The 24,412-nt window shown below is 72.6% G+C and carries 26 protein-coding genes; 11 read left to right on the plus strand and 15 right to left on the minus strand.

Features of this window, described 5'->3' with window-relative positions:
* Positions 1–52 precede the first annotated feature (52 nt).
* Positions 53–550: an MgtC/SapB family protein gene (locus tag FHG71_RS00280; RefSeq protein WP_139079608.1), complete on the plus strand. Its 498-nt coding sequence runs from the start codon at positions 53–55 to the stop codon at positions 548–550.
* A 3-nt stretch (positions 551–553) separates the two neighbouring features.
* Here FHG71_RS00280 and ftsY read toward each other — a convergent pair whose 3' ends face one another.
* Positions 554–1,612 (minus strand): signal recognition particle-docking protein FtsY, encoded by a 1,059-nt coding sequence (ftsY, locus tag FHG71_RS00285; protein ID WP_139079609.1) that lies wholly within the window; start codon positions 1,610–1,612, stop codon positions 554–556.
* 170 nt (positions 1,613–1,782) lie between these two features.
* On the opposite strand from ftsY, the gene FHG71_RS00290 reads away from it, so the two are divergent.
* Positions 1,783–2,184, plus strand: a complete 402-nt coding sequence (locus FHG71_RS00290; RefSeq protein ID WP_139079610.1) for a hypothetical protein — start codon at positions 1,783–1,785, stop codon at positions 2,182–2,184.
* 25 nt (positions 2,185–2,209) lie between these two features.
* Here FHG71_RS00290 and xseA read toward each other — a convergent pair whose 3' ends face one another.
* Positions 2,210–3,829 (minus strand): exodeoxyribonuclease VII large subunit, encoded by a 1,620-nt coding sequence (gene xseA, locus FHG71_RS00295; protein WP_139079611.1) that lies wholly within the window; start codon positions 3,827–3,829, stop codon positions 2,210–2,212.
* Positions 3,830–3,903: 74 nt separating this feature from the next.
* Between xseA and purD the strand changes: the two genes are divergently transcribed.
* Positions 3,904–5,154 (plus strand): phosphoribosylamine--glycine ligase, encoded by a 1,251-nt coding sequence (gene purD / locus FHG71_RS00300; protein ID WP_139079612.1) that lies wholly within the window; start codon positions 3,904–3,906, stop codon positions 5,152–5,154.
* Between the two features lie 4 nt (positions 5,155–5,158).
* On the opposite strand, the gene FHG71_RS00305 is transcribed toward purD, so the two are convergent.
* The 5 genes from FHG71_RS00305 to meaB form a co-directional block, all read right to left on the minus strand.
* Positions 5,159–5,698, minus strand: a complete 540-nt coding sequence (locus tag FHG71_RS00305) for a DUF3291 domain-containing protein (RefSeq protein ID WP_139079613.1) — start codon at positions 5,696–5,698, stop codon at positions 5,159–5,161.
* Positions 5,699–5,842: 144 nt separating this feature from the next.
* A complete protein-coding gene (rpmB, locus tag FHG71_RS00310) occupies positions 5,843–6,130 on the minus strand; it encodes a 50S ribosomal protein L28 (protein ID WP_139079614.1) in 288 nt (95 codons plus the stop codon).
* A 112-nt stretch (positions 6,131–6,242) separates the two neighbouring features.
* Positions 6,243–6,428, minus strand: a complete 186-nt coding sequence (locus FHG71_RS00315) for a hypothetical protein (RefSeq protein WP_139079615.1) — start codon at positions 6,426–6,428, stop codon at positions 6,243–6,245.
* Between the two features lie 52 nt (positions 6,429–6,480).
* Positions 6,481–7,269 (minus strand): alpha/beta hydrolase, encoded by a 789-nt coding sequence (locus tag FHG71_RS00320; protein WP_139079616.1) that lies wholly within the window; start codon positions 7,267–7,269, stop codon positions 6,481–6,483.
* Positions 7,266–8,222 (minus strand): methylmalonyl Co-A mutase-associated GTPase MeaB, encoded by a 957-nt coding sequence (meaB, locus tag FHG71_RS00325; protein ID WP_139079617.1) that lies wholly within the window; start codon positions 8,220–8,222, stop codon positions 7,266–7,268. Before meaB ends, FHG71_RS00320 begins: the two co-directional genes overlap by 4 nt.
* 87 nt (positions 8,223–8,309) lie before the next feature.
* Between meaB and FHG71_RS00330 the strand changes: the two genes are divergently transcribed.
* Together FHG71_RS00330 and hrpB are read left to right on the plus strand one after the other, a co-directional pair.
* Positions 8,310–8,684 (plus strand): VOC family protein, encoded by a 375-nt coding sequence (locus FHG71_RS00330; RefSeq protein WP_139079618.1) that lies wholly within the window; start codon positions 8,310–8,312, stop codon positions 8,682–8,684.
* 138 nt (positions 8,685–8,822) lie between these two features.
* Complete coding sequence (gene hrpB, locus FHG71_RS00335) at positions 8,823–11,198, plus strand: ATP-dependent helicase HrpB (RefSeq protein WP_139079619.1); 2,376 nt, start codon at positions 8,823–8,825, stop codon at positions 11,196–11,198.
* A gap of 2 nt (positions 11,199–11,200) precedes the next feature.
* Here the strand turns inward: hrpB and gndA are convergent, their stop codons facing one another.
* Complete coding sequence (gene gndA / locus FHG71_RS00340) at positions 11,201–12,652, minus strand: NADP-dependent phosphogluconate dehydrogenase (RefSeq protein WP_246045279.1); 1,452 nt, start codon at positions 12,650–12,652, stop codon at positions 11,201–11,203.
* A 187-nt stretch (positions 12,653–12,839) separates the two neighbouring features.
* Between gndA and FHG71_RS00345 the strand changes: the two genes are divergently transcribed.
* The 3 genes from FHG71_RS00345 (at position 12,840) to FHG71_RS00355 (ending at position 15,930) form a co-directional block, all read left to right on the plus strand.
* Positions 12,840–13,307 carry an NUDIX hydrolase gene (locus FHG71_RS00345; protein ID WP_139079620.1) on the plus strand — a complete coding sequence of 156 codons (468 nt, stop codon included), beginning with the start codon at positions 12,840–12,842 and terminating at the stop codon, positions 13,305–13,307.
* A gap of 70 nt (positions 13,308–13,377) precedes the next feature.
* Positions 13,378–14,052: an exopolysaccharide biosynthesis protein gene (locus FHG71_RS00350; RefSeq protein WP_139079621.1), complete on the plus strand. Its 675-nt coding sequence runs from the start codon at positions 13,378–13,380 to the stop codon at positions 14,050–14,052.
* Positions 14,053–14,106: 54 nt separating this feature from the next.
* Positions 14,107–15,930, plus strand: coding sequence for a monovalent cation:proton antiporter-2 (CPA2) family protein (locus tag FHG71_RS00355; protein WP_139079622.1), 1,824 nt, complete (start codon positions 14,107–14,109; stop codon positions 15,928–15,930).
* A 3-nt stretch (positions 15,931–15,933) separates the two neighbouring features.
* On the opposite strand, the gene FHG71_RS00360 is transcribed toward FHG71_RS00355, so the two are convergent.
* On the minus strand, positions 15,934–16,422 hold the full coding sequence (locus FHG71_RS00360) for a DUF1993 domain-containing protein (RefSeq protein WP_139079623.1): 489 nt from the start codon (positions 16,420–16,422) through the stop codon (positions 15,934–15,936).
* 77 nt (positions 16,423–16,499) lie between these two features.
* Entirely contained in the window at positions 16,500–17,870 is a 1,371-nt protein-coding gene (gene rimO / locus FHG71_RS00365; RefSeq protein WP_139079624.1) for a 30S ribosomal protein S12 methylthiotransferase RimO, read from the minus strand.
* 119 nt (positions 17,871–17,989) lie between these two features.
* Between rimO and FHG71_RS00370 the strand changes: the two genes are divergently transcribed.
* Positions 17,990–19,015, plus strand: a complete 1,026-nt coding sequence (locus FHG71_RS00370) for a hydroxyacid dehydrogenase (RefSeq protein WP_176559218.1) — start codon at positions 17,990–17,992, stop codon at positions 19,013–19,015.
* A 26-nt stretch (positions 19,016–19,041) separates the two neighbouring features.
* Here FHG71_RS00370 and FHG71_RS00375 read toward each other — a convergent pair whose 3' ends face one another.
* Positions 19,042–19,632 (minus strand): GcrA family cell cycle regulator, encoded by a 591-nt coding sequence (locus FHG71_RS00375; protein ID WP_139079625.1) that lies wholly within the window; start codon positions 19,630–19,632, stop codon positions 19,042–19,044.
* 204 nt (positions 19,633–19,836) lie between these two features.
* Between FHG71_RS00375 and FHG71_RS00380 the strand changes: the two genes are divergently transcribed.
* The gene (locus FHG71_RS00380) at positions 19,837–20,583 is read left to right on the plus strand and encodes an EAL domain-containing protein (RefSeq protein WP_139079626.1); all 747 of its coding nucleotides are present in this window, start codon (positions 19,837–19,839) and stop codon (positions 20,581–20,583) included.
* A gap of 15 nt (positions 20,584–20,598) precedes the next feature.
* On the opposite strand, the gene FHG71_RS00385 is transcribed toward FHG71_RS00380, so the two are convergent.
* Genes FHG71_RS00385 through FHG71_RS00395 form a run of 3 tightly spaced genes read right to left on the minus strand, consistent with a single transcriptional unit; the run spans position 20,599 to position 22,600 of the window.
* Positions 20,599–21,390, minus strand: a complete 792-nt coding sequence (locus FHG71_RS00385) for a metal ABC transporter permease (RefSeq protein ID WP_139079627.1) — start codon at positions 21,388–21,390, stop codon at positions 20,599–20,601.
* Entirely contained in the window at positions 21,390–22,136 is a 747-nt protein-coding gene (locus tag FHG71_RS00390) for an ATP-binding cassette domain-containing protein (protein WP_139079628.1), read from the minus strand. Before FHG71_RS00390 ends, FHG71_RS00385 begins: the two co-directional genes overlap by 1 nt.
* Positions 22,136–22,600 carry a Fur family transcriptional regulator gene (locus tag FHG71_RS00395; protein WP_139079629.1) on the minus strand — a complete coding sequence of 155 codons (465 nt, stop codon included), beginning with the start codon at positions 22,598–22,600 and terminating at the stop codon, positions 22,136–22,138. Before FHG71_RS00395 ends, FHG71_RS00390 begins: the two co-directional genes overlap by 1 nt.
* Positions 22,601–22,739: 139 nt before the next feature.
* On the opposite strand from FHG71_RS00395, the gene FHG71_RS00400 reads away from it, so the two are divergent.
* Complete coding sequence (locus tag FHG71_RS00400; RefSeq protein ID WP_139079630.1) at positions 22,740–23,648, plus strand: zinc ABC transporter substrate-binding protein; 909 nt, start codon at positions 22,740–22,742, stop codon at positions 23,646–23,648.
* Between the two features lie 105 nt (positions 23,649–23,753).
* Here FHG71_RS00400 and FHG71_RS00405 read toward each other — a convergent pair whose 3' ends face one another.
* Positions 23,754–24,314, minus strand: coding sequence for a fasciclin domain-containing protein (locus FHG71_RS00405; RefSeq protein WP_139079631.1), 561 nt, complete (start codon positions 24,312–24,314; stop codon positions 23,754–23,756).
* Positions 24,315–24,412: the final 98 nt, after the last annotated feature.

The raw sequence follows: 24,412 nt of genomic DNA on the forward strand, positions 1-24,412 counted from the left end.
TGCCGCCCTTGCGGCGGACCGGCAAGCGCCGACGGGACAACAAGGGGTGACCATGCGCGACCTGATCATCGGAGAGTTCAGAGCTTCCTTCACCGAGGTTCCCTTCGATGTGGCGTTCCTTCGCATCACGGCCGCCCTGATCCTCGCGGGCCTGATCGGGGCCGAACGGGAATGGCGCAGGAAGCCCGCGGGGCTGCGGACGCACATGCTCGTGTCGCTCGCGGCCTGCCTCTACGTGCTCGTCGGGCGCGAGCTGGGCGCCATCGACTTCACCGACGGCACAGGGGACCTGCGGGTGGACCCGCTGCGCCTGATCGAGGCGGTGACGGCCGGCGTGGCCTTTCTGGTCGCGGGAATCATCATCACCTCGGGCGGCCGGGTCCACAACATCACCACCGGCGCGTCGCTCTGGCTGGCCGGGGCCGTCGGGCTGGCCGTGGGCGCGGGGCAGCTCGCGCTCGCCGCGCTGGCCACCGGCGTCGTGCTGGCGGTGCTGCTGGTCGTGACCGCCCTGGAGAAGCCGACGGACGCGGAAGGCGTGGACGACTGAGCGTCAGGCCGCGCCGGTCAGCGCACGGGCGAACTCCTGGGGGTCGAAGGGGGCGAGGTCATCGATCTGCTCGCCCACGCCGATGGCGTGGATGGGCAGGCCGAAGCGGTCGGCGAGCGCGACCAGCACGCCGCCCTTCGCGGTCCCGTCGAGCTTGGTCATGACGAGGCCCGACACGTCCGCGATCTTCTGGAAGATCTCGACCTGGCTCAGCGCGTTCTGGCCCGTGGTGGCGTCGATCACCAGCAGCGTGTTGTGGGGCGCCGAGGGGTCCTTCTTGCGGATCACGCGGACGATCTTGGCCAGTTCCTCCATCAGGTCCTGCCGGTTCTGCAAACGCCCCGCCGTGTCGATGAGGAGGAGGTCCGCCCCGTCCCGCCCCGCCCGCTCCATCGCGTCGAAGGCGAGCGACGCGGGGTCCGATCCCTGCGCGGCGGTCAGCACCGGCACCCCTGCCCGCTGCCCCCAGACCTGGAGCTGCTCCACGGCCGCGGCGCGGAAGGTGTCGCCGGCGGCGATCACCACCGTCTTGCCGGCGGCGCGGAACTGGGACGCGAGCTTGCCGATGGTCGTGGTCTTGCCCGAGCCGTTCACGCCCACGACCAGCACGACCTGCGGCCGCTTGGGATAGAGCGGCATGGGCCGGGCCACCCCCTCCATGATTCGCGCGACCTCGCCGGCCAGGATCTCCTTGATCTCGGGCACGGACAGGCGGCGGCCCATGCGTCCTTCGGCCAGGTTCGCCGTCACCCGCAGCGCCGTCTCCACGCCCATGTCCGAGGCCACGAGCAGGTCCTCGATCTCCTCCAGCATCGCGTCGTCGAGCGTCCGGCGCGGGACCTCCACCTCCTCTCGACCGAAGAGGCGGCCCAGGAAGCCGGTTCGGGGCGCGGCCGGGGCCGGCGAGTCGAGCGCGGGCGTGACGAGGTTCGGGACCGGGTCGGCGGCGGGTTCGGGCGCGGCGGGCGCGGGCTCGCCCTCCCCCACGATCTCCGATAGCCCTTCGTCGAGCCTGGAGGAGGTCTTGAACAGCCGGTCCTTGAGCTTGCCGAAGAAGGACATGAAACCCTCGCGTTGCGTCCCCGTCACGTAATACGTGCGGCGGGCCTTGCAAAGCGCGCAGGGGGAGCAATCGCCCCGTAGCCGCCTCCGGCGACGGATTTCGGCCCAGACGGCCGGTCCGAAAATCCTCCACTGGCCTTGGGCCGCGCGCTCTGGCACCGTACCGGCCCATGCGCACGCTGCTTCTCCTCCTCGCCCTCGCCACCCCCGCCGCCGCCGAAGGCCCGATCGGGGCCGCCGAGTTCGAGGACCTGGTGACGGGCCGGACCCTCACCTACGGCGCGCCGGGGCAGGAGCCCTACGGGATCGAGCATTACTACCCGAACCGCCGCGTCACCTGGGCCTTCCTGGGCAGCGACGAATGCCGGGAAGGCACCTGGCGCGAGGAGCCGACCGCCACCGGCCCCGCGATCTGCTTCGAGTACCAAGACGATCTCGGCCCCCAGTGCTGGCACGTCTACCGCGAGGGCGACGACCTGCGCGCCGAGTTCATCGGCGAAGGCGGCCCCAGCGTCCTTTACCAGTTGGAGGAGCCCGAGGGCGGCCTCGTCTGCGGGGGCGTGGGGGTGTGAGACGCCCCTGAGGCGGCGCTTTCGCCTACAGCAGGCTTCCCTGCTCGGGCGGCGGCTCGGGCGGGCGCTTCTTCGGCGGCGCGGCGGGCTTGCCGCCGACCGTCATCCGCCCATCCGCGAACTCGATCTCCAGCGCAGCGGCCTTGGCCGCAGCCTCGGCGCTCGTGACCACCTGCCCCTCGGCCCGCACCACCGCGAAGCCGCGCTTCAGCGTCTCCTTGTAGCCCAAGGTCTCGCGCAGGCGATCGAGCGCGGACAGCCCTTCGCGCAACCGCGCGATGCGACCGAGCGGCAGCGCCGGCGTCAGCCCCCCCGCGACGCGCGCGAAGTCTGTGGCGCTCTCGCCCAGCGCCCGCCGCGCTGCCGGGTCGAGCCGGGGCCCGAGCCGCCCGAGCGTGTCGCTACGGAATCGCAGCCGCGCCGCCTGCGCCCGGTCGAGCCGCGCCGACAGGTCCTCCAGCTCCCGCTGCGCGTCCCGCGCCGTGCGGGCGAGCGCCGGGGCAAGGCTTTCCCCAGCCACATCCACGCGCCGCCGCCCGTCGCGAAGCGCCCGCACCAGCACCCCCGTCCCGATCCGCAGGTCGGCAAGCTGCACCCGCCGCCGCCCGGTCACGCTCCGCAACGCCAGCGGCAGCCGCGCCCCCAGGAAGTCCACCCGCTGCTGCGCCTGCCCGATGATCGCCTCGCCGCGCGGCAGGGCGCGGGCGAGGTCCCCCAGCCGCTGCCGCCGCCGGTCCACGCCGAAGCGCAGCGCCCGGCCCGCGCGCGCGCCCAGCACCGCCACGCGCTCCACCAGCTCGGCCCGCACAGGCACCGCCATCTCGGCCGCCGCCGTGGGCGTGGGCGCGCGCAGGTCGGCGGCAAAGTCGCAGAGCGTCGTGTCCGTCTCGTGCCCCACGGCCGAGATCACCGGGATCTTCGACGCCGCCACCGCGCGGACCACGGCCTCCTCGTTGAAACCCCAGAGATCCTCGATGGAGCCGCCGCCCCGCGCGACGATCAGGAGGTCGGGGCGCGGAATCGGCCCGCCCTCGGGTAGCGCGTTGAAGCCCTTCACGGCCCGCGCCACCTCGGGCGCGCAGGCCGCGCCCTGCACCGCCACGGGCCAGACCAGCACCTGCCGCGGGAATCGGTCGCGCAGCCGGTGCAGGATGTCCCGGATCACCGCGCCCGAAGGCGAGGTCACGACGCCGATCACGTCCGGCAGGTAGGGGATCGGCTTCTTGCGCGCGGGGTCGAACAGCCCCTCGGCCCCCAGCGCCTTCCGCCGCGCCTCCAGTTGCGCCATCAGCGCCCCCACCCCGGCAGGGGCAAGGTCCTCGACGATCATCTGGTACTTGGACTGACCGGGGAAGGTCGTCAGGCGCCCCACGGCCACCATCTCCATCCCCTCCTCGGGCCGCGCCGACAGCCGCGCGGCATTGCCCTTCCAGGACACCGCCGCCAGCACGGAATTGCCGTCCTTGAGGTCGAAGTACAGGTGCCCCGAGGCGGGCCGCGACACGCGCCCGATCTCGCCGCGCACGCGGACAAAGGCGAACTCGCCTTCGACCATGCGCTTCACGGCGCCCGAGATCTCGGAGACCGAGTATTCGGGGACGTTGGCGCGGCGCGGCGGGGCGTCGTCGTCGTCGAGGAGGTCCATGGAGCGGCGTCCTTGTGCGGCCTGGGACCTGACCTTAGAACGCCCCGCGAACGAGGCCAACGGGGGGCGCCCGCATGAACATCCTGATCCTGGGCTCCGGCGGCCGCGAGCACGCGCTGGCCTGGGCCGTGAAGCAGAACCCCAAGTGCGACCGGCTCATCGCCGCGCCGGGCAATCCGGGGATCGCGCAACTGGCCGAATGCGCCGCGCTCGACATCCTCGATGGCGACGCGGTGGCGGGGTTCGTGGGCGAGAACGCGATCGACCTCGTGATCGTGGGCCCCGAGGCCCCGCTGGCCGCCGGGGTCGCGGACCGGCTGCGCGGGGCGGGCGTGCTGGTCTTCGGGCCGTCGCAGGAGGCCGCGCGGCTGGAGGCGTCCAAGGGCTTCACCAAGGCGGTCTGCGACGCCTGCGGCGCGCCCACGGCGGCCTACGCGGCCTTCTCCGACCTCGCCCCGGCGCGCGCCTACGTGCAGGCGCAGGGTGCCCCCATCGTCGTCAAGGCCGACGGCCTTGCCGCCGGCAAGGGCGTGACGGTGGCGCAGACCGTCCCCGAGGGGCTGGCCGCACTCGACGCGATCTTCGCGGACGGGAACGGCAGCGTCGTCATCGAGGAATGCCTCCAGGGCGAGGAGGCCTCCTTCTTCCTCCTCTGTGACGGAGAGCAGGTGCTCCCCCTCGGCACGGCGCAGGACCACAAGCGCGTGGGCGAGGGCGACACCGGCCCCAACACCGGCGGCATGGGCGCCTATTCCCCCGCCCCCGTCCTGTCCGAGGCCGTGCAGCGCCGCGCCCTCGACGAGATCGTGGCACCTACCCTGCGCGAGATGGCGCGGCGCGGCGCGCCCTACCAGGGCGTGCTCTACGCGGGCCTGATAATCGCGGACGGCGCGCCCAAGCTCATCGAATACAACGTGCGCTTCGGCGATCCGGAGTGCCAGGTCCTGATGATGCGGCTGGGCGGCCAGGCGCTCGACCTCATCCAGGCCTGCGCCGAGGGGCGGCTCTCCGAGATGGAGGCCCACTGGGCCGACGACCACGCGCTGACCGTGGTGCTGGCGGCGCAGGGCTACCCCGGCACGCCCGAGAAGGGCGGCGTGATCGGCGGCTTGGGCGACATGCCCGAGACCTCCGAAGCCATGGTCTTCCATGCCGGCACCGCCGAGCGGGACGGCCGGATCGTCGCGAACGGCGGGCGCGTCCTCAACGTCACCGCCCGGGGCGCGACCCTGCAGGAGGCGCGCGACCGCGCCTATGCGATGGTGGACCGCATTGAGGCCCCGAGCCTTTTCTGCCGCCGCGACATCGGCTGGCGCGCTCTCTGATGCATCAGCCCGGCGGAGCGGAGGCTCGCACGCGCGTCTTGTCGATCCGGACCCGCGCCCCCGCCGGATCGTAGGCCCGCGCGAAGGTGAAGGCGTCCGGCCCCGGCCCGTGGTCGTGCAGGAGCTGGTGCCGCCGGACACCTTCGGCCCATTGCGGATAGCCCTCCTCCGCGTGCCACCACAGCACGAGCGGAGGCCAGGCGGGCTCCCGGAACCACTCCCGCCCGCGCGCCATCGCCTCGGCGTGTCGACCGAAGTAGGTGAAGGCGAAAGCCGCCTCTAGGTCGCGCCAGAGCGACAGCGTGGCCGGAGACCATCCGTCCCCATGCTCGTCCGTGAAGAAGCGGGGATGGACCTGCTCGCCCCAGGACAACGGGCCGGGATCGGTGACGTAGCCCGACCGCGCGATCAGGCCGGGCGTGGCGTCCACGGCGGCGAAGATCGGGTCGTTGCGCTCCCGGAAGCCGTCGTTGGCCGGGTCGTCCGCCGGCCGCGAGAAGATGCCGAAGGTGTAGAGCGCAAGGCAGGGACGAGCTGCGGACATTTGGGGCGACCTAATTCGGGGCGTCGCGCCATTCTGCCCCCGTCCCATGCCCAAGGCCAAGGGCCATCCGGTCCCGGCCCGGCCTCAAAACGCAGAAGGCCCCGCCCGACGGCGAGGCCCTGCATCATTCGACCCGTCAGGCGATCAGGCGGCAGCCTGCGCCTTGGCGATGTCCTTCTTGATCGCCAGCGCGTCCGAGGACAGTTCCTCGTCCTTCGCCTTGGCAAGGAAGGCGTCGAGCCCGCCGCGGTGGTCGACCGAGCGCAGCGCGTGGTTCGAGATCCGCAGGCGGAACGAGCGGCCCAGCGTCTCGGACTCGAGCGTCACGTCCTGGAGGTTCGGCAGGAAGCGGCGCTTGGTCTTGTTATTGGCATGGGACACGTTGTTGCCCACCATGGGGCCTTTCCTGGTCAGTTCGCACTTGCGCGACATGGCAATCGTCCTTTGTCATAAGGGCCGCGGGACCGCGGCGCGTCATGGATGGCGCCCCGCCCGGAGGCGCCGGAATTTGGTCCGTGGGCTTTATGGGGAATCGCGCCCCGGGTCAAGCCGGTGCGGCCCCGTCCTCCTCGCCCGAGATGACCTTCATTTCCTCGGCTTCGTCCCAGCCTTCGGCCCAGGCCTCGTGCTCGGGCGTCCCGGCCGGATAGGGGCAGTCGCCCCGCGCCCCGCCCGTCTCGCAGGCGATCCGGCCCTCCTCGCGCGGATCGCCACCCATCTTGCTTGCCATCTCGCTCTCCCCGGCTACCCCTTCCTGCCAGATAGGGCCCGCGCGGCCCCCGTCAGGCCCCGTCGAGGTCGCCCGGCCGGACAGGCAGCCCCTCGGCCCTTGCCCGCGCCGCCGCCGCGCAGCCCGGATGCCGCGCCCCGGCCGCGTCCCCAAGCCGCAGCCACCAGCCCCGCGACCCCTCCCGCGCCGCCCGGTGCGCCGCCCGGATCGCCGCGCCCCTTGCCGTCCGCGCCCCCGCCTCGGCCTGCACGACCCGCATCCCGCCCGCGCCCCGGAGCGTGCGGATCGCCGGATGCCCCCCGAAGGGCAGCCGCACCGGCGTCAGCCCCGGCGCCGACGCCCGGATCGCGCGGACATGGACCAGATCCTCGGCCACGAAGGGGTCGAAAACGATCAACCCCTTCAGCCCCGGCAAGGGCGGGAGCGCCCCCAGCGCCTCGTCCCAGCCGGGGACCTCCGCCCGGTACCGCCCGTCCCAGGCCGCCACCGGCGAGACCTGCGGCGACACGACCACCGCCTGCGCCAGCCGCAGCGCGCGGGCGAAGCGCAGCGCCCCGTAGCCCCCCATCGAGAACCCCAGCGCCTGCGTCCGGCCCAGCGCCAGCCCCGCCAGCACGGCTTCCAGCGCCGCCGTCTCGTCGTTCACGTACCAGTCGTTGGCCCGCGTCTTGAGGCAGAGCTGCCCGAAGCCCTGCCGCGCGAAGCCCGTCGAATGGCTGTCCGGCGTGAAGCCGTCGCGCCCGTCCTGCCGGTAGTCGAAGGTGACGATCGTCCGGTCCGACCGCCCGCGGAACAGCACCGCCCGCAGCCGGTCGCCGTCGAACACGACCTCGGGCGTCACGCCTCCAGCGCCCGCCGCGCCGCCTCGGGGGGCGAGAGCCGCCCGGCCTCGACCTCGGCCCGCAGCGCGCCCCGGCGGGGATCGTGCCCCAGCCGCGCCAGCGCCTGCGCGACGAACTCCTCCTCGAACCAGCGCAGCCGCTGCGCCGCCCGCGTCCGCTCCAGATGCCCCGTCTCGCGCCGCCAGCGCCAGAGCGCCTCGACCGCCACCCAGGCTTCCCCCAGCCCCTCGCCGGTCAGGGCCGAGACCTTCAACACCTGCGGGAATCCCTCCGGGTCCTGCGCCCGCCGCCGCATGAGCCGCAGCGCCGCCGCGTAGTCGGCCTGGGTATGCGTGGCCGCCGTCGGATCGCGGTCGGCCTTGTTCACCAGGATCAGGTCCGCCGCCTCCATCACGCCGCGCTTGACCCCTTGCAGGTCGTCGCCCCCGTGCGGCGCCAGCACCAGCGCGAAGACGTCGGTCATGTCGGCCACCGTCGTCTCGGATTGCCCCACGCCCACCGTCTCGACGATCACCACGCCGTAGCCCGCCGCTTCGCAGAGCATCATCGCCTCGCGCGTGCGTCGCGCGACGCCGCCCAACTGCCCCCCGGCGGGCGAAGGCCGGATGAAGGCCGCGTCCTCGCGCGACAGAAGCTCCATCCGCGTCTTGTCCCCTAGGATCGACCCGCCCGACCGCTGCGAGGACGGGTCCACCGCCAGCACGGCCACGCGATGCCCCTGCCCGATCAGATGCATCCCCAGCGCCTCGATCAGCGTGGATTTTCCGGCGCCCGGGGTTCCCGACAGCCCCAGCCGCAGGGCCTCCCGCCGCGGCAGCGCCGTCAGCAGCGCCTCGGCGCGCGGGCGGTGGTCCTCGCGCGCGCTTTCCACCAGCGTGATGGCGCGGGCCAGCGCGCGGCGGTCGCCCTCCGCGACGGCGCGGGCCAGGGTCTGGGGGTCGGTCAGGTCCATGCCGTCCTTAGACAATGACCCCCGGCGCCTGTCCAGCTTGACCGGGGCCGCGCGCGATGCTCCCCTGCCCCCAGGGGAGGGCGTCCCATGCGCGAACGGATCACCGCCAACCTGCCGGCCCGCAGCCTCGACGCGGCGCAGTCCTTCTACGCCCGGCTCGGGTTCGAGACGGAGTTCCGCGACGAGGGCTGGCTCATCCTGCGCCGGGGCCCGCTGGAGCTGGAAATCTTCCCTCATCCCGGCCTCGACCCCGCCACCTCGGCCGCCAGCGCCTGCGTCCGCGTGGCCGACGCCGACCGGCTCCACGCCGACTGGAGCGCGACGGGCCTTCCCGCCGAGGGCATCCCCCGCCTGACCGCGCCCGAGGACCAGCCCTTCGGCTGGCGCGTCTTCGCGCTGGTGGACCCGGACGGAAACCTGCTGCGCTGCCTGTCGCCCCTCGGGATGACCACGGCCTCGTAGGGCGGGCGTCCCTGGGGGTGTTGCGCGAAACGCGGACCACCGTTCGGTGGTCGAAGGATTCGTTAACCTCCCGCGCGCATCCTTCCTCTCATGCGCCCCGCCCTACACATCCGCCCGCCGTTCCCGCATATGCGCCCCATGTCCGACGCCCTGCCCATCGACGCCGTCCTGCCCGATCTCCTCGCGGCCCTCGACCGCCACGGCCAGGCCGTGCTCCAGGCCCCGCCCGGCGCCGGCAAGACGACGCGCGTGCCGCTGGCGCTGCTGGCCGCCGGCACGCCCGGCCGGATCGTCATGCTGGAGCCCCGCCGCCTCGCCGCCCGCGCTGCGGCCGAGCGCATGGCCCAGACCCTGGGCGAGCCCGTGGGCCGCACCGTCGGCTACCGGATGCGCGGCGAGTCCAAGGTCTCGCCCGAGACCCGGATCGAGGTCCTGACCGAGGGCATCCTCTCCCGGATGATCCAGGCCGATCCCGACCTCCCCGGCGTGGGCGCGCTCCTCTTCGACGAGTTCCACGAGCGCAGCCTCGCCGCCGACCTCGGGTTGGCGCTGGCCATCGAATCCCGCGCCGCGCTGCGCCGCGACCTGCGCCTTCTCGTCATGTCGGCGACGCTCGACGCCCAGCCCGTGGCCGACCTGATGGGCGCGCCGGTCGTGACTGCCGAGGGCCGCGCCTATCCCGTCGACCTTCGCTGGCTGCCCCGCCCCTTGGGCGACACCCGGATCGAGACTGCGACCGCCGCCGCCATCCGCGAGGCTTTGGAGGAAACCGACGGCGACATCCTCGCCTTCCTTCCCGGCGAGGGCGAGATCCGCCGCACGGAGTCGCTCCTCTTCGGCCTCGCCGCCGAGGTCCGTCCCCTCTTTTCCGCCCTCCCCGCCCCCGCGCAGCGCCTCGCCCTGGAGCCCGCCCAAGGCCGCAAGGTGGTGCTGGCCACCTCCATCGCGGAAACCTCGCTGACCATCCCCGGCATCCGCGCGGTGGTGGACGCCGGCCGCGCCCGCCGCTCCCGCTTCGACCCCGGCTCCGGCATGTCCGCGCTGGTGACCGAGCGGGTCACCAAGGCCGAGGCCACCCAGCGCGCCGGCCGCGCCGGTCGCGTGGCCCCCGGCATCGCCTACCGCCTCTGGACGCGGGGCGAGGAAGGCGGCCTCCAGCCCTTCCCCCCGCCCGAGATCCTGGCCGCCGATCTCGCCCCCTTCGCGCTCGACCTCGCGCTCTGGGGCTCGGACGACCTCCCCTTCCTGACCCGCCCGCCCGAGGGCGCCATGGCCGAGGCCCGCCGCCTCCTGGCCGACCTGGGCGCGCTGGACGGCGGCCGCATCACGCCGCATGGGCGCGAGATGGCGGCGATGGCCGTCCATCCCCGCCTCGCCCACATGCTGCTGCGCGCCGGGAAAGGCGCGGCGCTTCTGGCCGCGCTTCTGTCCGAGGGCGAGCGCCCCTCGCCCGGCTCCGGCGACCTGTCGCCGCTGCTGGACGGCCGGCTCCGCCCCGAGTCCCGCGACCGGCTGAAGCGCGAGTCCCAGCGCCTCGCCCGCCTCGCCCCCGACCGCCCCGCGATGGATGTGGGCGCGATGGCGGCGCTCGCCTATCCCGATCGCATCGCGCTGCGCCGCCCCGGCGACGCGTCCCGCTTCCTCCTGTCGGGAGGCCGGGGCGCCGTCGCCTCGCCCGGCGACCCCATCGGGGGGCAGCGCCTTCTCGTCGTCACCGATCTCGACGGCGCGGGCGAGGAGGCCCGCATCCGCGCGGCCCTGCCCATCGACGAAACCGACCTCCGCGCCGTCCTCAAGGACCGCCTCCGCACGGTCGAGGAGGCCGTCTGGTTCCCCCGCGACGGCCGCGTGCAGGCCCGGCGGCAAGAGCGACTCGGCGCACTGGTCCTGTCCGACCGCCCCTGGGAGAACACCCCGCCCGAGGCCATCGCCGAGGCCATGCTCGACGGCGCGCGCGCCCTGGGCTTCCGCTTCTCCGACGCCGCCGAGCGGTTCCGCGCCCGCGTGGCGCTGGCGCGCGGCGCGGGCGGCGACCTGCCCGACCTGTCGGATGCCGCACTGCTGGAGACGGCCGGGGACTGGCTCCTCCCCTGGCTCGACGGCGTGCGGACGGAGGGCGAGTGGCGAAAGCTGGACCTGCTGCCCGCCCTGCGCGACATGCTCTCGCACGGCCAGATGCAGGAGATCGACCGCCTCGTGCCGGGCCATTTCACCACGCCCTTGGGACGCAGCATCCCCATCGACTACGCCTCCGAAGGTCCCGCCATCGAGGTGCGCCTTCAGGAGATGCTGGGCGTGACCGCGCACCCCCTGGCGGCGGGCCGGCCCATCCGCGTCACGCTCCTGTCGCCCGGCCAGAAGCCCATCGCGGTCGTCTCCGACCTGCCGGGCTTCTGGCGGAGCAGCTACCCCGAGGTCCGCAAGGAGATGCGCGGCCGCTACCCCCGCCACCCCTGGCCCGAAAGCCCATGGGAGGCGGAGCCCACGCTCCGCGCCAAGCCCCGCGGCACCTGAGGTCAGGACAGCCGCGGATCGGGGTCGGCCACCTTGTCCACGGGCGCGTCCGCCCAGGGCCCGTGCTGGTGCACCGCGCCGGTGTCGAGCCGCACGAAGCCGTGCCGCCCGAAGTAGTCCCGCTGCCCCTGCACGAGGTCCGTCGTCCCCCGCCCCTGCGCGAAGGTGTCCGCGAAGGCGAGCGCCGCCGACAGCGCAGGAACCGGGTGCCCGCCCAAAGCCGCCGCCGCGACCACGCGCCGGAGCGACGGGAGCGACGCCCGCAGGTCCGCCGCGAAGGCGGGAGCGAGGATGAGCTGCCCCTCCGGCATCTCCCCCCGGAACGCCGCCGCGATGTCGCCCAGGAGCGCCGAGCGGATGATGCAGCCCGCCCGCCAGGTCTCGGCCACCCGCGCCTGGTCGAGGGCCCAGCCGTAGCTCTCGGAGGCCGCCTGCAGGATTCGGAAGCCCTGCGCATAGGCCACGATCCGCCCGGCCAGCAGCGCGCCCTCCAGTTCCGCTTCGGAAAGCTCTACGGGCTTCCTTTCGGTTCCGAGGATGCGCTCCCCGACCTCCCGCGTCGTCTTCTCGGCCGACCAGCCGCGCGCGCCCACGGCGGCCTCGATGGTCGATGCCGATTGTCCCAGCGCCAGAGCCTCCACGACGGTCCAGCGGCCCGTCCCCTTCTGCCCCGCCTGATCCAGGATCACGTCCACCACCGGCAGGCCCGTGGCCGGGTCCACCGCCGACAGCACCGCCGCCGTGATCTCCACGAGGTAGCTCTTGAGCCGCCCCCCGTCCCAGCGCCCGAACAGCGCCCCAATCTCGGCGGGCGACTTGTCCTGCCCGTGGCGCAGCAGCCCGTAGACCTCGGCGATGAGCTGCATGTCCGCGTATTCGATGCCGTTGTGCACCGTCTTGACGAAGTGCCCCGCCCCGTCCGGCCCCATCAGCGCCGCGCAGGGCTGCCCCTCGTAGGTCGCCGCGATGGCCTCGAAGACCGGGGCGAGATGCGCCCAGGCCTCCGGCCGCCCGCCCGCCATGATCGCCGGCCCGTGGCGCGCCCCCTCCTCGCCGCCCGAGACGCCCACGCCCAGATAGGTGAGCCCCCGCGCCTCGATCTCGGCCGAGCGGCGGCGCGTGTCGTGGAAGTCGGCGTTGCCGCAATCCACGATCGTGTCGCCAGCCTCCAGATGCGGCAACAGCGCCTCGATGGCCGCGTCCACGGCGGGGCCTGCGTCCACCATCAGGATGATCGCGCGGGGCGGCGTCATCGCAGCCGCCATCGCGGCCAACCCGTCATGCCCCGTGGCCTTCGCCGCCAAGGGTCCCGCGACCTCCAGGAACGGCGGCACCTTGGCCGCGGTCCGGTTCGCCACATGCAGCGGAAAGCCCTTCTCGAGGATGTTCAGCGCCAGGGCCGACCCCATCACCCCCAGGCCATAGAGCCCAAGGCTCGCCGTCATCTCCCGCATCCCGTCCTCCCGTATGGTGCGCGTCCCGACAGTTAGCGGCATGCTAGCGGTATCGGCAACCACCCGGCCGTGACCGCGGGGCCGCAGGCTTCACAAAGATGGCAGCACTATAACCTATGTCACGGTTGCGCCCCATTTATGGCTTTAGGACCCGAGGAACCGGGTTCCGTCACGAGCGTTCCTTTTCATGACAATTCCGAAACTTAATTTCCTCCCGACTCACCACCGAAGCCGATACACCGAACCCCGCTTCGTCCAGCTTGCCGCGCTGTGCTGGCGCAAGGGCGCCGAAGGACCCGAGGTTCTCCTCGTGACCTCCTCCACCGGACGCTGGATCCTGCCCAAGGGGTGGCCCATCCAGGGCAAGAGCCCGGCCGAGGCCGCCCTGACCGAGGCCTGGGAGGAAGCCGGCGTCAGCCGCGGCAAGGCCTCGCGCAAGCCCGTCGGCAGCTACATCGCCATCAAGCGCACCGGCGCGGGCGACGACCTGCCCTGCGTGCATCGCGTCTACGCGATCAAGGTGCAGCAGGCCGTGGACGACTACCCCGAGGCGCATCGCCGCGACCGGATCTGGGTCACGCCCGAGAAAGCCGCCCGCATGGTCGACGAGGACGGCCTGCGCGAGATCCTGCGGAACCTGCACCGCCTGCTGTGACCGCCCCCGCCCTTGCGGGGCCGCGGCCGCGCCCCTAATCATCGGGCGGGCCCGCGGGGGATGGATGACGATGCAGGACGATCCCCTCTGGGACGAGACCGAGAACTTCCCCGGCTCGACCCGGCGTCGCCTGCGCAAGAACCGCTCGCGCAAGAAGCTCGCGCAGATCCTCGACGAGCTCGCGGCCGACGCCTCGCGCGCACGGGTGTCGCTCGCCGATCTCGTGCTGGCGATGCACGGCCGGGCCTTCGGGGCGCTCCTGCTGATCTTCGCCTTCCCGAATGCGCTTCCGGCGATCCCCGGCACCTCAAGCATCCTGGGCCTGCCGCTCCTGTTCCTCGCCACGCAGATGATGCTGGGCAAGCCCGTCTGGCTGCCCAAGGTGATCGCGCTGCGCTCCATGTCCCGCGACGACTTCGGCAATCTCGTGGAGCGGGTGAATCCCTGGCTCGAATGGGCCGACAAGTTCACCGAGCCGCGGCTCCTCGCGCTCAGCGACCCCTGGGCGCTGCGGGCGCTCGGCGCCTTCTGCCTGATCCTTTCCATCGTCCTCGTGCTGCCCATCCCGCTGGGCAACATGCTTCCAGGCATCGCGCTCTGTCTGATCGCGCTGGGCGTGCTGGAACGCGACGGGGTCTGGATCGCCGGCGGTACTCTGGTGGGGGTGATCGCGCTCGTCATCGCCTGGGGCGTGGTCTACGCCATCGCCCGCACGGTCTGGTTCCTGGTCCTGAACGCCTTTTGACGCCGGGCTCCCGGCCCGCTAGGCTTTCCCGATCCCAATCGCGAGGTGCCGCCCATGGCCACCGAAGCCGCCGCCGGTCCCGACCTCGCCGCCGCCGTGACGCTCCTGGGCGCGGCGGTGGTGGCGGTGCCGCTCTTCCGCCGCGCGGGGCTGGGCTCCGTGCTGGGCTACCTCGCCGCCGGGCTGGTGATGGGTCCCTTCGGCTTCCACGTCATCCAGGACCCCGAGGCGATGCTCCACGTCGCCGAGCTGGGCGTGGTGCTCTTCCTCTTCATCATCGGCCTGGAAATGGAGCCGCGCCGGCTCTGGTCGATGCGCCGCGACATCTTCGGGCTGGGCCTCGCGCAGGTGCTCCTCTGCATGGCACTCCTGAGCTGGGTGGGCGTGGCGCTGGGCTACTCGCTCGCCACCTCCCTGGTCGCCGGCACGGGCTTCGTGCTGACCTCGACCGCCATCGTCATGCAGATGCTGAACGAGCGCGGCGACCTCCATCGGCCCAAGGGGCAGCACATCGTCTCGATCCTGCTGCTCGAGGATCTGGCCATCGTGCCGCTCCTGGCGCTGGTGGCCTTCCTCGCCCCCGGCGGCGCGGAGGTGGGCGGCTCCGACCGGGCCTGGTCCATCGCCCTGGGCCTCGGGGCCATCGCGCTCCTGATCCTCGCGGGACGCTATCTCCTGAACCCCCTGTTCCGGGGTCTCGCCACCTTCGGCGGGCGCGAGGTGATGACGGCCGGGGCGCTGCTCGTGGTCCTAGGCTCGGCGCTCCTCCTCCAGGCCGGGGGCCTTTCGGCCGCGATGGGGGCCTTCCTCGCGGGGGTGCTCCTGTCCGAATCCACCTTCCGCCACCAGCTCGAAGCCGACATCGAGCCCTTCCGGGGCCTTCTCCTCGGCCTCTTCTTCCTCGCCGTGGGCATGTCGCTCGACCTGTCGGTGATCGCCCAGGAATGGCCGGCGATCCTGCTGACGGTGGTCCTCTACATCCTCCTCAAGTCGCTCGGCATCTACGTCGTCGCCCGCGCCTTCCGCGCCTCCCACCCCGAGGCGCTGGAGCGCACGGTGCTGATGGCGCAGGGGGGCGAGTTCGCCTTCGTCCTCTACGGCGCGGCGCTGGCGGTGGGGCTGATCGACGCCCGCGGCTCGGCGATGCTGACGGCGATCATCATCCTGTCGATGATCCTCACGCCACTCGGCCTCTACCTGCACGACCGCTTCGCCAGCGGCGCGGCGGCCGCGGACGACAGCGACATGGAGGCGCCCGATGGCCTCAGGAACTCGGTGCTGCTGATCGGCTACGGCCGCTTCGGCCAGATCGCGAGCCAGGTCCTCCTCACGCGCGGCTGGTCGATCTCCATCATCGACACCGACACCGACATGATCCGCGTCGCGGGCTTCATGGGGATGAAGGTCCATTTTGGCGACGGCGCGCGGCTCGACATCCTGCATGCGGCGGGCGCCTCCGAGGCCCGCGCGATCCTGATCTGCGTGGACAGGCCCGAGGCCGCCACCCGCATCGCCGAGATCTGCAAGGCCGAGTTCCCGCTCGTCCCCGTCCTCGCCCGCGCCTACGACCGCGCCCACGCTCTGGCGCTGGTGCGCGCGGGGGTGGACTTCCAGATTCGCGAGATGTTCGAGAGCGCCCTGACCTTCGGCGCCCGCGCGCTCGACGACCTGGGCGAGGCGCCCGAGGTGGTCGAGCAGGTTCTGGAGGAGGTCCGCAAGCGCGACGCCGACCGCCTGGCCGCGCAGATGGCGGGCGACATCACGAGCGGACGCGAGCTTCTGCTGTCGAACCTCCCCGACCACCTGCGCGACGCGGCCCGCGCCTCGGCCCCGCCGGGCCTGGCAGGGGCGCTGCAGGGGGTGAGCGAGCGGACCTGAGCCTCAGCCGCCCAGGAAGTCGAGCTTGCCCAGTTCCACGCCGTCATGGCGCAGAATGTTGTAGGCCGTCGTCATGTGGAAATAGAAGTTTGGCAGGGCGAAGCTGCCCAGATAGACCGGCGCCGGGAAAGTCAGCTCGCGCGGCCCCGCCTTCACGGTGATCGTCCGCGCCTCGGCGCCCTCGAAGGCGGCCTCCGGCACGGCCTCGACGAAGGCCAGCGTCCTGGCGATCCGCTCCCGGAGTTCCGCGAAGGTCTGCTCGGTGTCCTCGAAGCGCGGTGCCTCCTGGCCCGAAAGCCGCGCGGCCACGAACTTGGCATGGTCGCAGGCCATGCCGACCTGCCGGCGCAGGGGCAGCATGTCGGGGGCGAGCCGATCGTTGACCAGCACGGCCGGGTCGATCCTCCGCGCCTCGCAATAGGCCTCGGCCTTCTGGAGGATGCGGTCGAGGGCGCGCAGCGAATGGGCCAGCGCGGGAACGGGGGATTGCATGGGGCGGCTCCTTGGACTTGGTCGCGCGGACCAGACACAAGCGAGCCGGAACAGTCAAACCCCCGAAAGGAGCCGCATCACACCCGCGCGCCCCAGAGGTCGTATTCCCCCGCCTCCTCGACCTCCACCGTCACGAGGTCGCCCGCCTTCAGCCCCTCGAAACCTTCGTCGATGAACAGGTTACCGTCGATCTCGGGCGCGTCGCCCTTGGTGCGGCAGGTCGCGCCGTCCTCGTCCACCTCGTCCACCAGCACCTCCATCCGGGTGCCGACCTTGGCCGAGAGCTTCGCTTCCGAAATGGCCTGCGCCTTCTCCATGAAGCGATCCCAGCGCTCCTGCTTCACCTCGGGCGCGATATGGTCCGGCAGGTCGTTCGACCGCGCGCCTTTCACGTCCTCGTACTGGAAGCAGCCCACGCGGTCCAATTGCGCCTCGTCCAGCCAGTCCAGCAGCGTCTGGAACTCCGCCTCCGTCTCGCCGGGGTAGCCCACGATGAAGGTGGATCGCAGCACGATCTCCGGGCAGGTCGCGCGCCAGGCCGCGATCTCGTCCAGCGTCCGCGCCGCCGCTGCGGGCCGGGCCATGCGCTTCAGCGTGTCGGGATGCGCATGCTGGAACGGGATGTCGAGGTAGGGCAGCACCAGCCCCTCGGCCATCAGCGGGATCAGGTCGCGCACGTGCGGGTAAGGGTAGACGTAGTGCAGCCGCACCCAGGCGCCCAAGCTGCCAAGGTCGCGCGCGAGGTCGGTGATGTGCGCCCGGTGCCCCCGCTCCTCGGCGTGCCTCAGGTCCACCCCGTAGGCCGAGGTGTCCTGCGAGATGACCAGCAGCTCCTTCACCCCCGCCGCCACCAGCCGCTCGGCCTCCTTCACCACCGCAAAGGCGGGGCGCGACACGAGGCGCCCGCGCATGTCGGGGATGATGCAGAACTTGCACTTGTGGTTACAGCCCTCGGAAATCTTGAGGTAGCTGTAATGCCGGGGGGTCAGCGACACCTGCTGCGCCGGCAGAAGGTCGATGAACGGGTTCGGCGCGGGCGGCACGGCGGCATGCACCGCGTCCAGCACCTGCTCGTACTGGTGCGGCCCCGTGACGGCCAGCACCTTGGGATGGGCCCCGGTGATGTACTCGGGCTCGGCCCCCAGGCAGCCCGTCACCACCACCTTGCCGTTCTGCGCGATGGCCTCGCCGATGGCCTCCAAGCTCTCGGCCTTGGCGCTGTCGAGGAAGCCGCAGGTGTTCACGATCACCGCGTCCGCCCCCGCGTAGTCGGGCGAGATCGCGTAGCCCTCGGCCCGCAGCCGCGTCAGGATGCGTTCGCTGTCCACCAGCGCCTTGGGGCAACCGAGGCTCACCATGCCGATGGTCGGCTGGCCGGGACGGGCGACGTCCGCCAGCTTCGGCTTAGGCGCGAGGTCGGGGCGGAGGTTCGGCGGGTTCAGCGTCATGCGTCGGGCCTCGGGATCGGGGATGGGCGGACATAGCGACTTGTCGCCGGCCTGAAAAGTGGGGCGCCTTGCCACGCCCGCCCGCGCCGGGCCAGATGCGCCCCAACAAGGGAGCCCCCATGACCGACCGTCCCGTGATCCTCGCCTGCCCGCTGCCGCGCACGCTGCCGCTCCTCTTCGCGCCCGACCACCTGCGCGCCCTGTTCGACCGCTACGACGTCATCGAGACCACCGACGAGACGCTGCCCTCGTTGCCCGACGAGACCCTGCGCGAGGCGCGCTACGTCATCGGCCAGCCGCCGCTGACGCCCGAGCTGCTGGCGCGGCTCGAATCGCTGCGCTGCATCTTCAACGTCGAATCGAACCTCCTGCCCAACATGCCCTACGAGGAGGCCTTCGCCCGCGGCATCCACGTCGTCACCACCGGCGCCGTCTTCGCCGAGCCCGTGGCCGAGATCGGCCTGGGCTTCGCGCTCTCGCTCGCCCGCAACATCCACGGCGCCGATGCGGACTTCCGCCAGGGCGAGGAGAAGTGGGGCGGCGAGGGGAACGCGACCGCGCGGCTCCTGACCGGCTCCACCATCGGCATCCTCGGCTTGGGCACGCTCGGCCAGGCCGTCGCGCGGGTCCTCCAGGGCTTCCGCCCCCGGCTGCTCGCCCACGATCCCTGGCAGGCGCCGTCCGTCACGCGCGCCCACGGGGCCGAGCCCGTGGACCTCGACGCGCTGCTCGCGCAGTCCGAGACGCTCTTCGTCACCGCGGCCGTGACCTCCGAGAACCAGGGCTTCCTCGGCGCGCAGGCCTTCCTGAAGATGCGCCCCGGCGCGGCGCTGATCCTCCTGTCCCGCGCGGGCGTGGTGGACTTCGACGCTCTGATGGAGGCCGTCCGCGCCGGCCACATCACCGCCGCCAGCGACGTCTTCCCCGAAGAGCCCCTGCCCCCCGACCACCCGGTCCGCTCGCTGCCCGGCTTCCTGCTCTCCGCCCATCGCGCGGGGGCGCTGGACCTCGCCTTCAAGCGCATGGGCGAGATGGTGCTGGAAGACCTCGCGCTCCTCGACCGCGGCCTGCCCCCGCAGGTCTGCAAGCGGGCCGAGCGCGAAACGGTCGCGCGCTTCCGGTCCAGGCCCGTCAGCGTGAACTGAAAAGGGGGCCCGTTGGCCCCCTTCCCTCACCGCCTCCGGTCGCGCCGCGCGCTCATGGGCTGGAACGCCACGCCCACATGCGCCTCGCAATAGGGCTTGCCCGGCTGCACGGGCATCCCGCAGAACCAGAAGTTCGGCGTCGCGGGGTCGCCCACCGGCCACTTGCAGGTCTTCTCGGTCAGCTCCATCAGCGACAGCCGGCGGGCGGTCTTCTCCACCGCCAGCGCCGCGGCCTGCGCCTCGGGGCTGATCTCGTTGGCCGAAGGCTGCGGCGGCAGGGGCTGGCCCGCAGGAATGATCTGCCGGCGGAAGGACGAGCCGTTCTCGTCGCCCTCCTCGTCGTCGGCGCCGGCGGCGACCAGCTCCGGCTCGGGCTGCGGTTCCGGCTCGGCCTCTTCGGGCTCGACGGGCGGCGCCTCGACGATCAGGTCCTCGGCCGTCTCGGCCCCGTCCTCGCGGCCGGCCGGGACCACCCGGTTCGACAGGCCCAGGCGATGCACCTTGCCGATGACGGCATTGCGCGTGACGCCGCCCAGTTCCTTGGCGATCTGGCTCGCCGAGGCGCCCTCCGCCCACATCCGTTTCAGCGTCTCGACGCGCTGGTCGTCCCAGGACATTGCGGGCCCTCCGAAATCCGTGACGCACCGAGATACCGGTCCCGCGCCCGGAGTTCAAGACATGGACCGCCCCACGGGGGGCCGCACGCGTGTCCGAAACGTCGCAGGCCCGGTGTCCGACCCCGGCGCCGGTGACTCCTTCTTAACGTTTCGGGCCTACAGGATGACACGTCCCGCAACACGACGACGGAGCACGGCTTTCCCATGACCTCGGCCCTTTCGCCCTCCTGCGCAGGCTGCCGGACCCCGCTCGGCTTCGACATCACCATGGCCTTCCAGCCCATCCTCGACCTGGACCGGGGCCACGTCTTCGCCCATGAGGCGCTGGTGCGCGGCACGGACGGCGAAGGGGCGGGCGCCGTCCTCGCCCGCGTCACCGACGACACGCGCTTCGCCTTCGACCAGCTCTGCCGCGTCCGCGCGGTGGAACTCGCCGCCGCCCTGTCCTTGCCCGGGGCGGTGTCCATCAACTTCATGCCCAACGCCGTGTACGAACCCGCGCATTGCCTGGGCACCACGCTCGCCGCCGCACGGAGCACGGGGATGGCGCTCGACCGCATCATCCTCGAGGTGACCGAGGGCGAGCGCGTCGCCGACGCCGGCCACCTCCGGCGCATCCTCGACACCTACAAGCGCTCGGGCCTCGTCACCGCCATCGACGACTTCGGGGCAGGCTATTCGGGGCTCAACCTCCTGGCCGAGTATCAGCCCGACATCATCAAGCTCGACATGAACCTCACGCGCGGGATCGACGGCCATCGCGCTCGGCAGGCCATCGTCGCCGCCATCGTCCAGGTCTGCCGCGCCCTCTCGATCACCCCCATCGCCGAAGGCGTGGAGACCGCGGAGGAGATGCGCACCCTGCGGGAGATCGGCATCCCGCTCCAGCAGGGCTATCTCTTCGCCAGGCCCCGCACCGCCGCCCTGCCCGAGATCGCCTGGCCCGTCTGAGCCGCAGGCAGCCCTTCAGCCCCGCCGCAGCCGCCCCGCCGCCGTCAGGACGGCAAAGGCCCCGAGAGCCACGGTCACGGTCGCCGGCCCGACCCCGGCATCCGCCGCCACCGCCAGCCCCAAGCCCCCCAGCGCCGCCCCCGCCCCGATCGCGCAGGCCGCGAACGCCATGCGCTCGGGCGTGGTGGCCAGGTTGCGCGCCGCCGCCGCCGGGATGATGAGGAGCGCGGTGATGAGCAGCGCCCCCACGACCTGGATCGCCACTGCCACCACCCCCGCCAGCATCAGCGCCAGCAGCAGCGAGGCCCGGCGCGGGTCCATCCCCCCCGCCCGCGCCAGGTCGGGCGACAGCGTGGAGATCAGGAGAAGCCCCCAGTTCCGCCAGACGACCAGCGCGACCACGACCGCGCCCCCCCAGATGAGCAGGAGGTCCCCCCGCCCCACCGTCAGCACGTCGCCGAACAGGAACGCCTCCATGTCCACGCGCGGCCCCGGCGTCAGCGCCACGGCAAACAGCCCCAGCCCCAGCGCCCCATGCGCCAGCACCCCCAGCGCCGTGTCCGCCGCGAGGCTCCGGTCCGTCAGCACGAAGACCAGGAGCGCCACGGCCCCCGCCACCACAAGGATCGCCAGCGTCACCGGCAGCCCGAAGACAAGGCTCAGCGCCACTCCCAGGATCGAGGCATGCGCCGTCGCGTCCCCGAAATAGGCCATGCGCCGCCAGACGACGAAGCAGCCCAAGAGCCCCGCCGCCAGCGCCACGCCCACGCCGGCCAGCGCCGCGCGGACCAGGAACGACTCGAGCATCACGCCTCCTCGTGATGATGGTGATGGGGATGCGCCGCGTGATCGGCATGGTCGTGCTGGTGCCGGTACAGCGCCAGCGCTCCCTTGGTCCCCGTCCCGAACAGCTCCCGGTAGGCGGGCGCGGCCGAGACGACGGCGGGCGTGCCCTCGCAGCAGACATGGCCGTTCAGGCAGATCACCCGGTCGGAGGCGCTCATCACCACATGCAGGTCGTGGCTCACCAGCAGGACCGCGCAGCCCAGCCGCCCCCGGATCGCCTCCAGGCTTTGATAGAATCCCGCCGCGCCGGGCTGGTCCAGCCCCTGCGTGGGCTCGTCCAGCATCAGGATGTCGGGCTCGGACAGGATCGCGCGCGCCAGCAGCACCCGCTGGAACTGCCCGCCGGACAGGTCGGCCATCTGCCGCCCCATGACATGGCCCGCCCCCGCCTCCTCCAGCGCCGCCCGCGCCTCGGCCTCGGGCACGCGGTGGGGCAGGTCGAGGAAGCGGCGCACCGTCAGCGGCAGTGTCGCGTCGATATGCAGCTTCTGCGGCACGTAGCCCACCCGCAGCCCCGCCGCCTTGAGGATGCGCCCCCGCGTGGGCCGCTGCACCCCGATCAGGCAGCGCAGCAGCGTCGACTTGCCCGACCCGTTGGGTCCGACCAGCGTGACGATCTCGCCCTTTTCGATGCGCAGGGAGACGTCGTGCAGCACCTGCACCGCCCCGAACCGCACCCCAAGGCCCTCGGCCGCGATCAGCGCCATCAGCTCGCTCCCCGGCAGGCGGGGCAGAGCCCCTGCGCCTCGACCACCGTCCGCTCGATGGCGAAGCCCTCGGCCTCGGCCTCGGGGGCCAGCGGCACGGCGATGGCCTCCTCGGCCACGCGGCGGCAGGACCGGCACACGAGGAACGACGGCGCATGCTCCGCGCCCGGCCGCGCGCAGGCGACATAGGCCGACAGCGCCTCGATCCGGTGCGCGAAGCCGTGCTCCACAAGGAAGTTCAGCGCCCGGTAGGCCACTGGCGGCTTCGACCCGAACCCCTCCGCCTCCAGCCGCGCCAGCACGTCGTAGGCCCCCAGCGCCGCATGGGATTCGAGCAGGATCTCCAGCGTCCGCCGCCGGAGCGGCGTGAGCGAGAGCCCCCGCCCCGCGCAGGCGTCCTCGGCCGCGCGCAGCGCGGCGCTGATGCAGGTCCCGTGATCGTGTCGCTCGAAGGCCTGGGGCATGGGTCCCCTCCGTTACAAGGTAACGCGGCCTAGCACCGGCAAGGTCCGCCCCGCAAGGGCTCGTTACAACATAACGATCCCTCTTGTTATAGTATAACGTCCGCGCTAGGACCCGACCCAACCTTCGGAAGGAGCCTGCATGACCCGCCTCACCGCCGCCCTTGTCCTTCTCGCCGCCCCGGCCTCGGCCGAGGTGCCGTCGGTGCTGGCCGACACCGCGCCGCTCCACAGCCTCGTCAGCATGGTCATGGGCGATCTCGGGCCGCCCACCCTGATCGTGCCCCCCGGCACCTCGCCCCACGACGCGAGCCTGTCGCCCTCCGAGGCGCGGGCGCTGACCGAGGCCGACCTGATCCTCTGGACCGGCGACGCGCTCCTGCCCTGGCTCGGGGATTCGATCGACTCGCTCGCTCCGCAGGCGACGGTGGTGAGCCTGCTGGAAAGCGAGGGCTGGGAGCCCCTGCTCCTCGACGCCGGGGCGCACCACGACCACGCCGACGAACACGATCACGCCCACGAGCACGCCGCGGAGGGCATCGACCCCCATGCCTGGCTCGACCCGGCCGTGGCCGCCGCCTGGACCGGCACCATCGCCGAGGCGCTGGCCGGACAGGACCCGGAGAACGCCGCGACCTACCGCGCCAACGCCGAGGCCGCCGCCCAAAGGCTCGACGCCTTGCGCGCCGACCTCTCGACGCGGTTCGCGCCACACGCCGGCACCTCGGTCGCGGTCGGCCACGACGCCTACCGCTATCTGGAGCGCGCGCTGGGCCTGGGCCCCAGCCGCGCGATCTCGGCCGCCGACGGCGCCGCCGCTGCGCCCTCGGCCGTGACGGCGCTGCGCGACGCGGTCCTCGCGGGCGAGCTGCGCTGCCTGCTCGTGGACGCCGAGACCGACCCCGCCTGGGCCGGCACCCTGGGCGAAGGCGCCGACCTGCGCACCGCCTCCGTCGATCCGGACGGCGTCAACCTGGAGCCCGGCCCCGACCTCTACCCGGCGCTGATGGACGGCCTCTCGCGCGAGATCGAGGCCTGCCTCGCCCCATGAGGAAACGCCGGACCGTTGGGAAACGGTCCGGCGTCCATGGCCGGGCGAGGGTCAGGTCCCGGCCGGCGGCCCGCCCCGCGGGGACGGGAACGGGCCGGCCTCCCGTCAGTTCTGCGCGTCGGCGGCGGGCAGGATCACGTCGTCGATGACATGGATGACGCCGTTCGACTGGTCCACGTCCGCGATGGTGACGGTGGACATCCGGCCCTGCTCGTCCGTCAGCATCACCATCCCGTCCTGCACGCTGGCCGTGATCGTGCAGCCGCCCACCGTCTCGATGGCGTGGCTGCCGCCGTCGGCCTCGATCATCGCCACGAGGTCGGTCGAGAAGACCTCGCCCGCCACGACGTGGCAGGTCAGGATCTGGGTCAGGCGGTCCTTGTTCTGCGGCTCGACCAGCGACTCGACGGTGCCGGCGGGCAGCGCGGCAAAGGCGTCGTTGGTCGGCGCGAAGACCGTGAAGGGCCCTTCGCCCGACAGCGTCTCCACGAGTTCCGCGGCCTGCACGGCGGCGACCAGCGTGGTGTGGTCGGCCGAGTTCACGGCGTTCTCGACGATGTTGTTCGTCGCGGGCATCTCGGCGCCCCCGACCATCGGGTTGGCCATCTGGGCGGCGGCGGCACCCGCGACAAGGGAAAGGGCGGTGGCGGCGAACAGCGTCTTCATGTGTCGTCTCCGTGGCATTGGTTCGGGTCCGGGCATCGTGCCGGGGACGCCCAAAGCCACGAAGGCCGGCAGCCGGAAGTTTCAGCGGGCACCGGATT

Source organism: Rubellimicrobium roseum, assembly GCF_006152145.1.
Taxonomy (GTDB): Bacteria; Pseudomonadota; Alphaproteobacteria; order Rhodobacterales; family Rhodobacteraceae; genus Rubellimicrobium; species Rubellimicrobium roseum.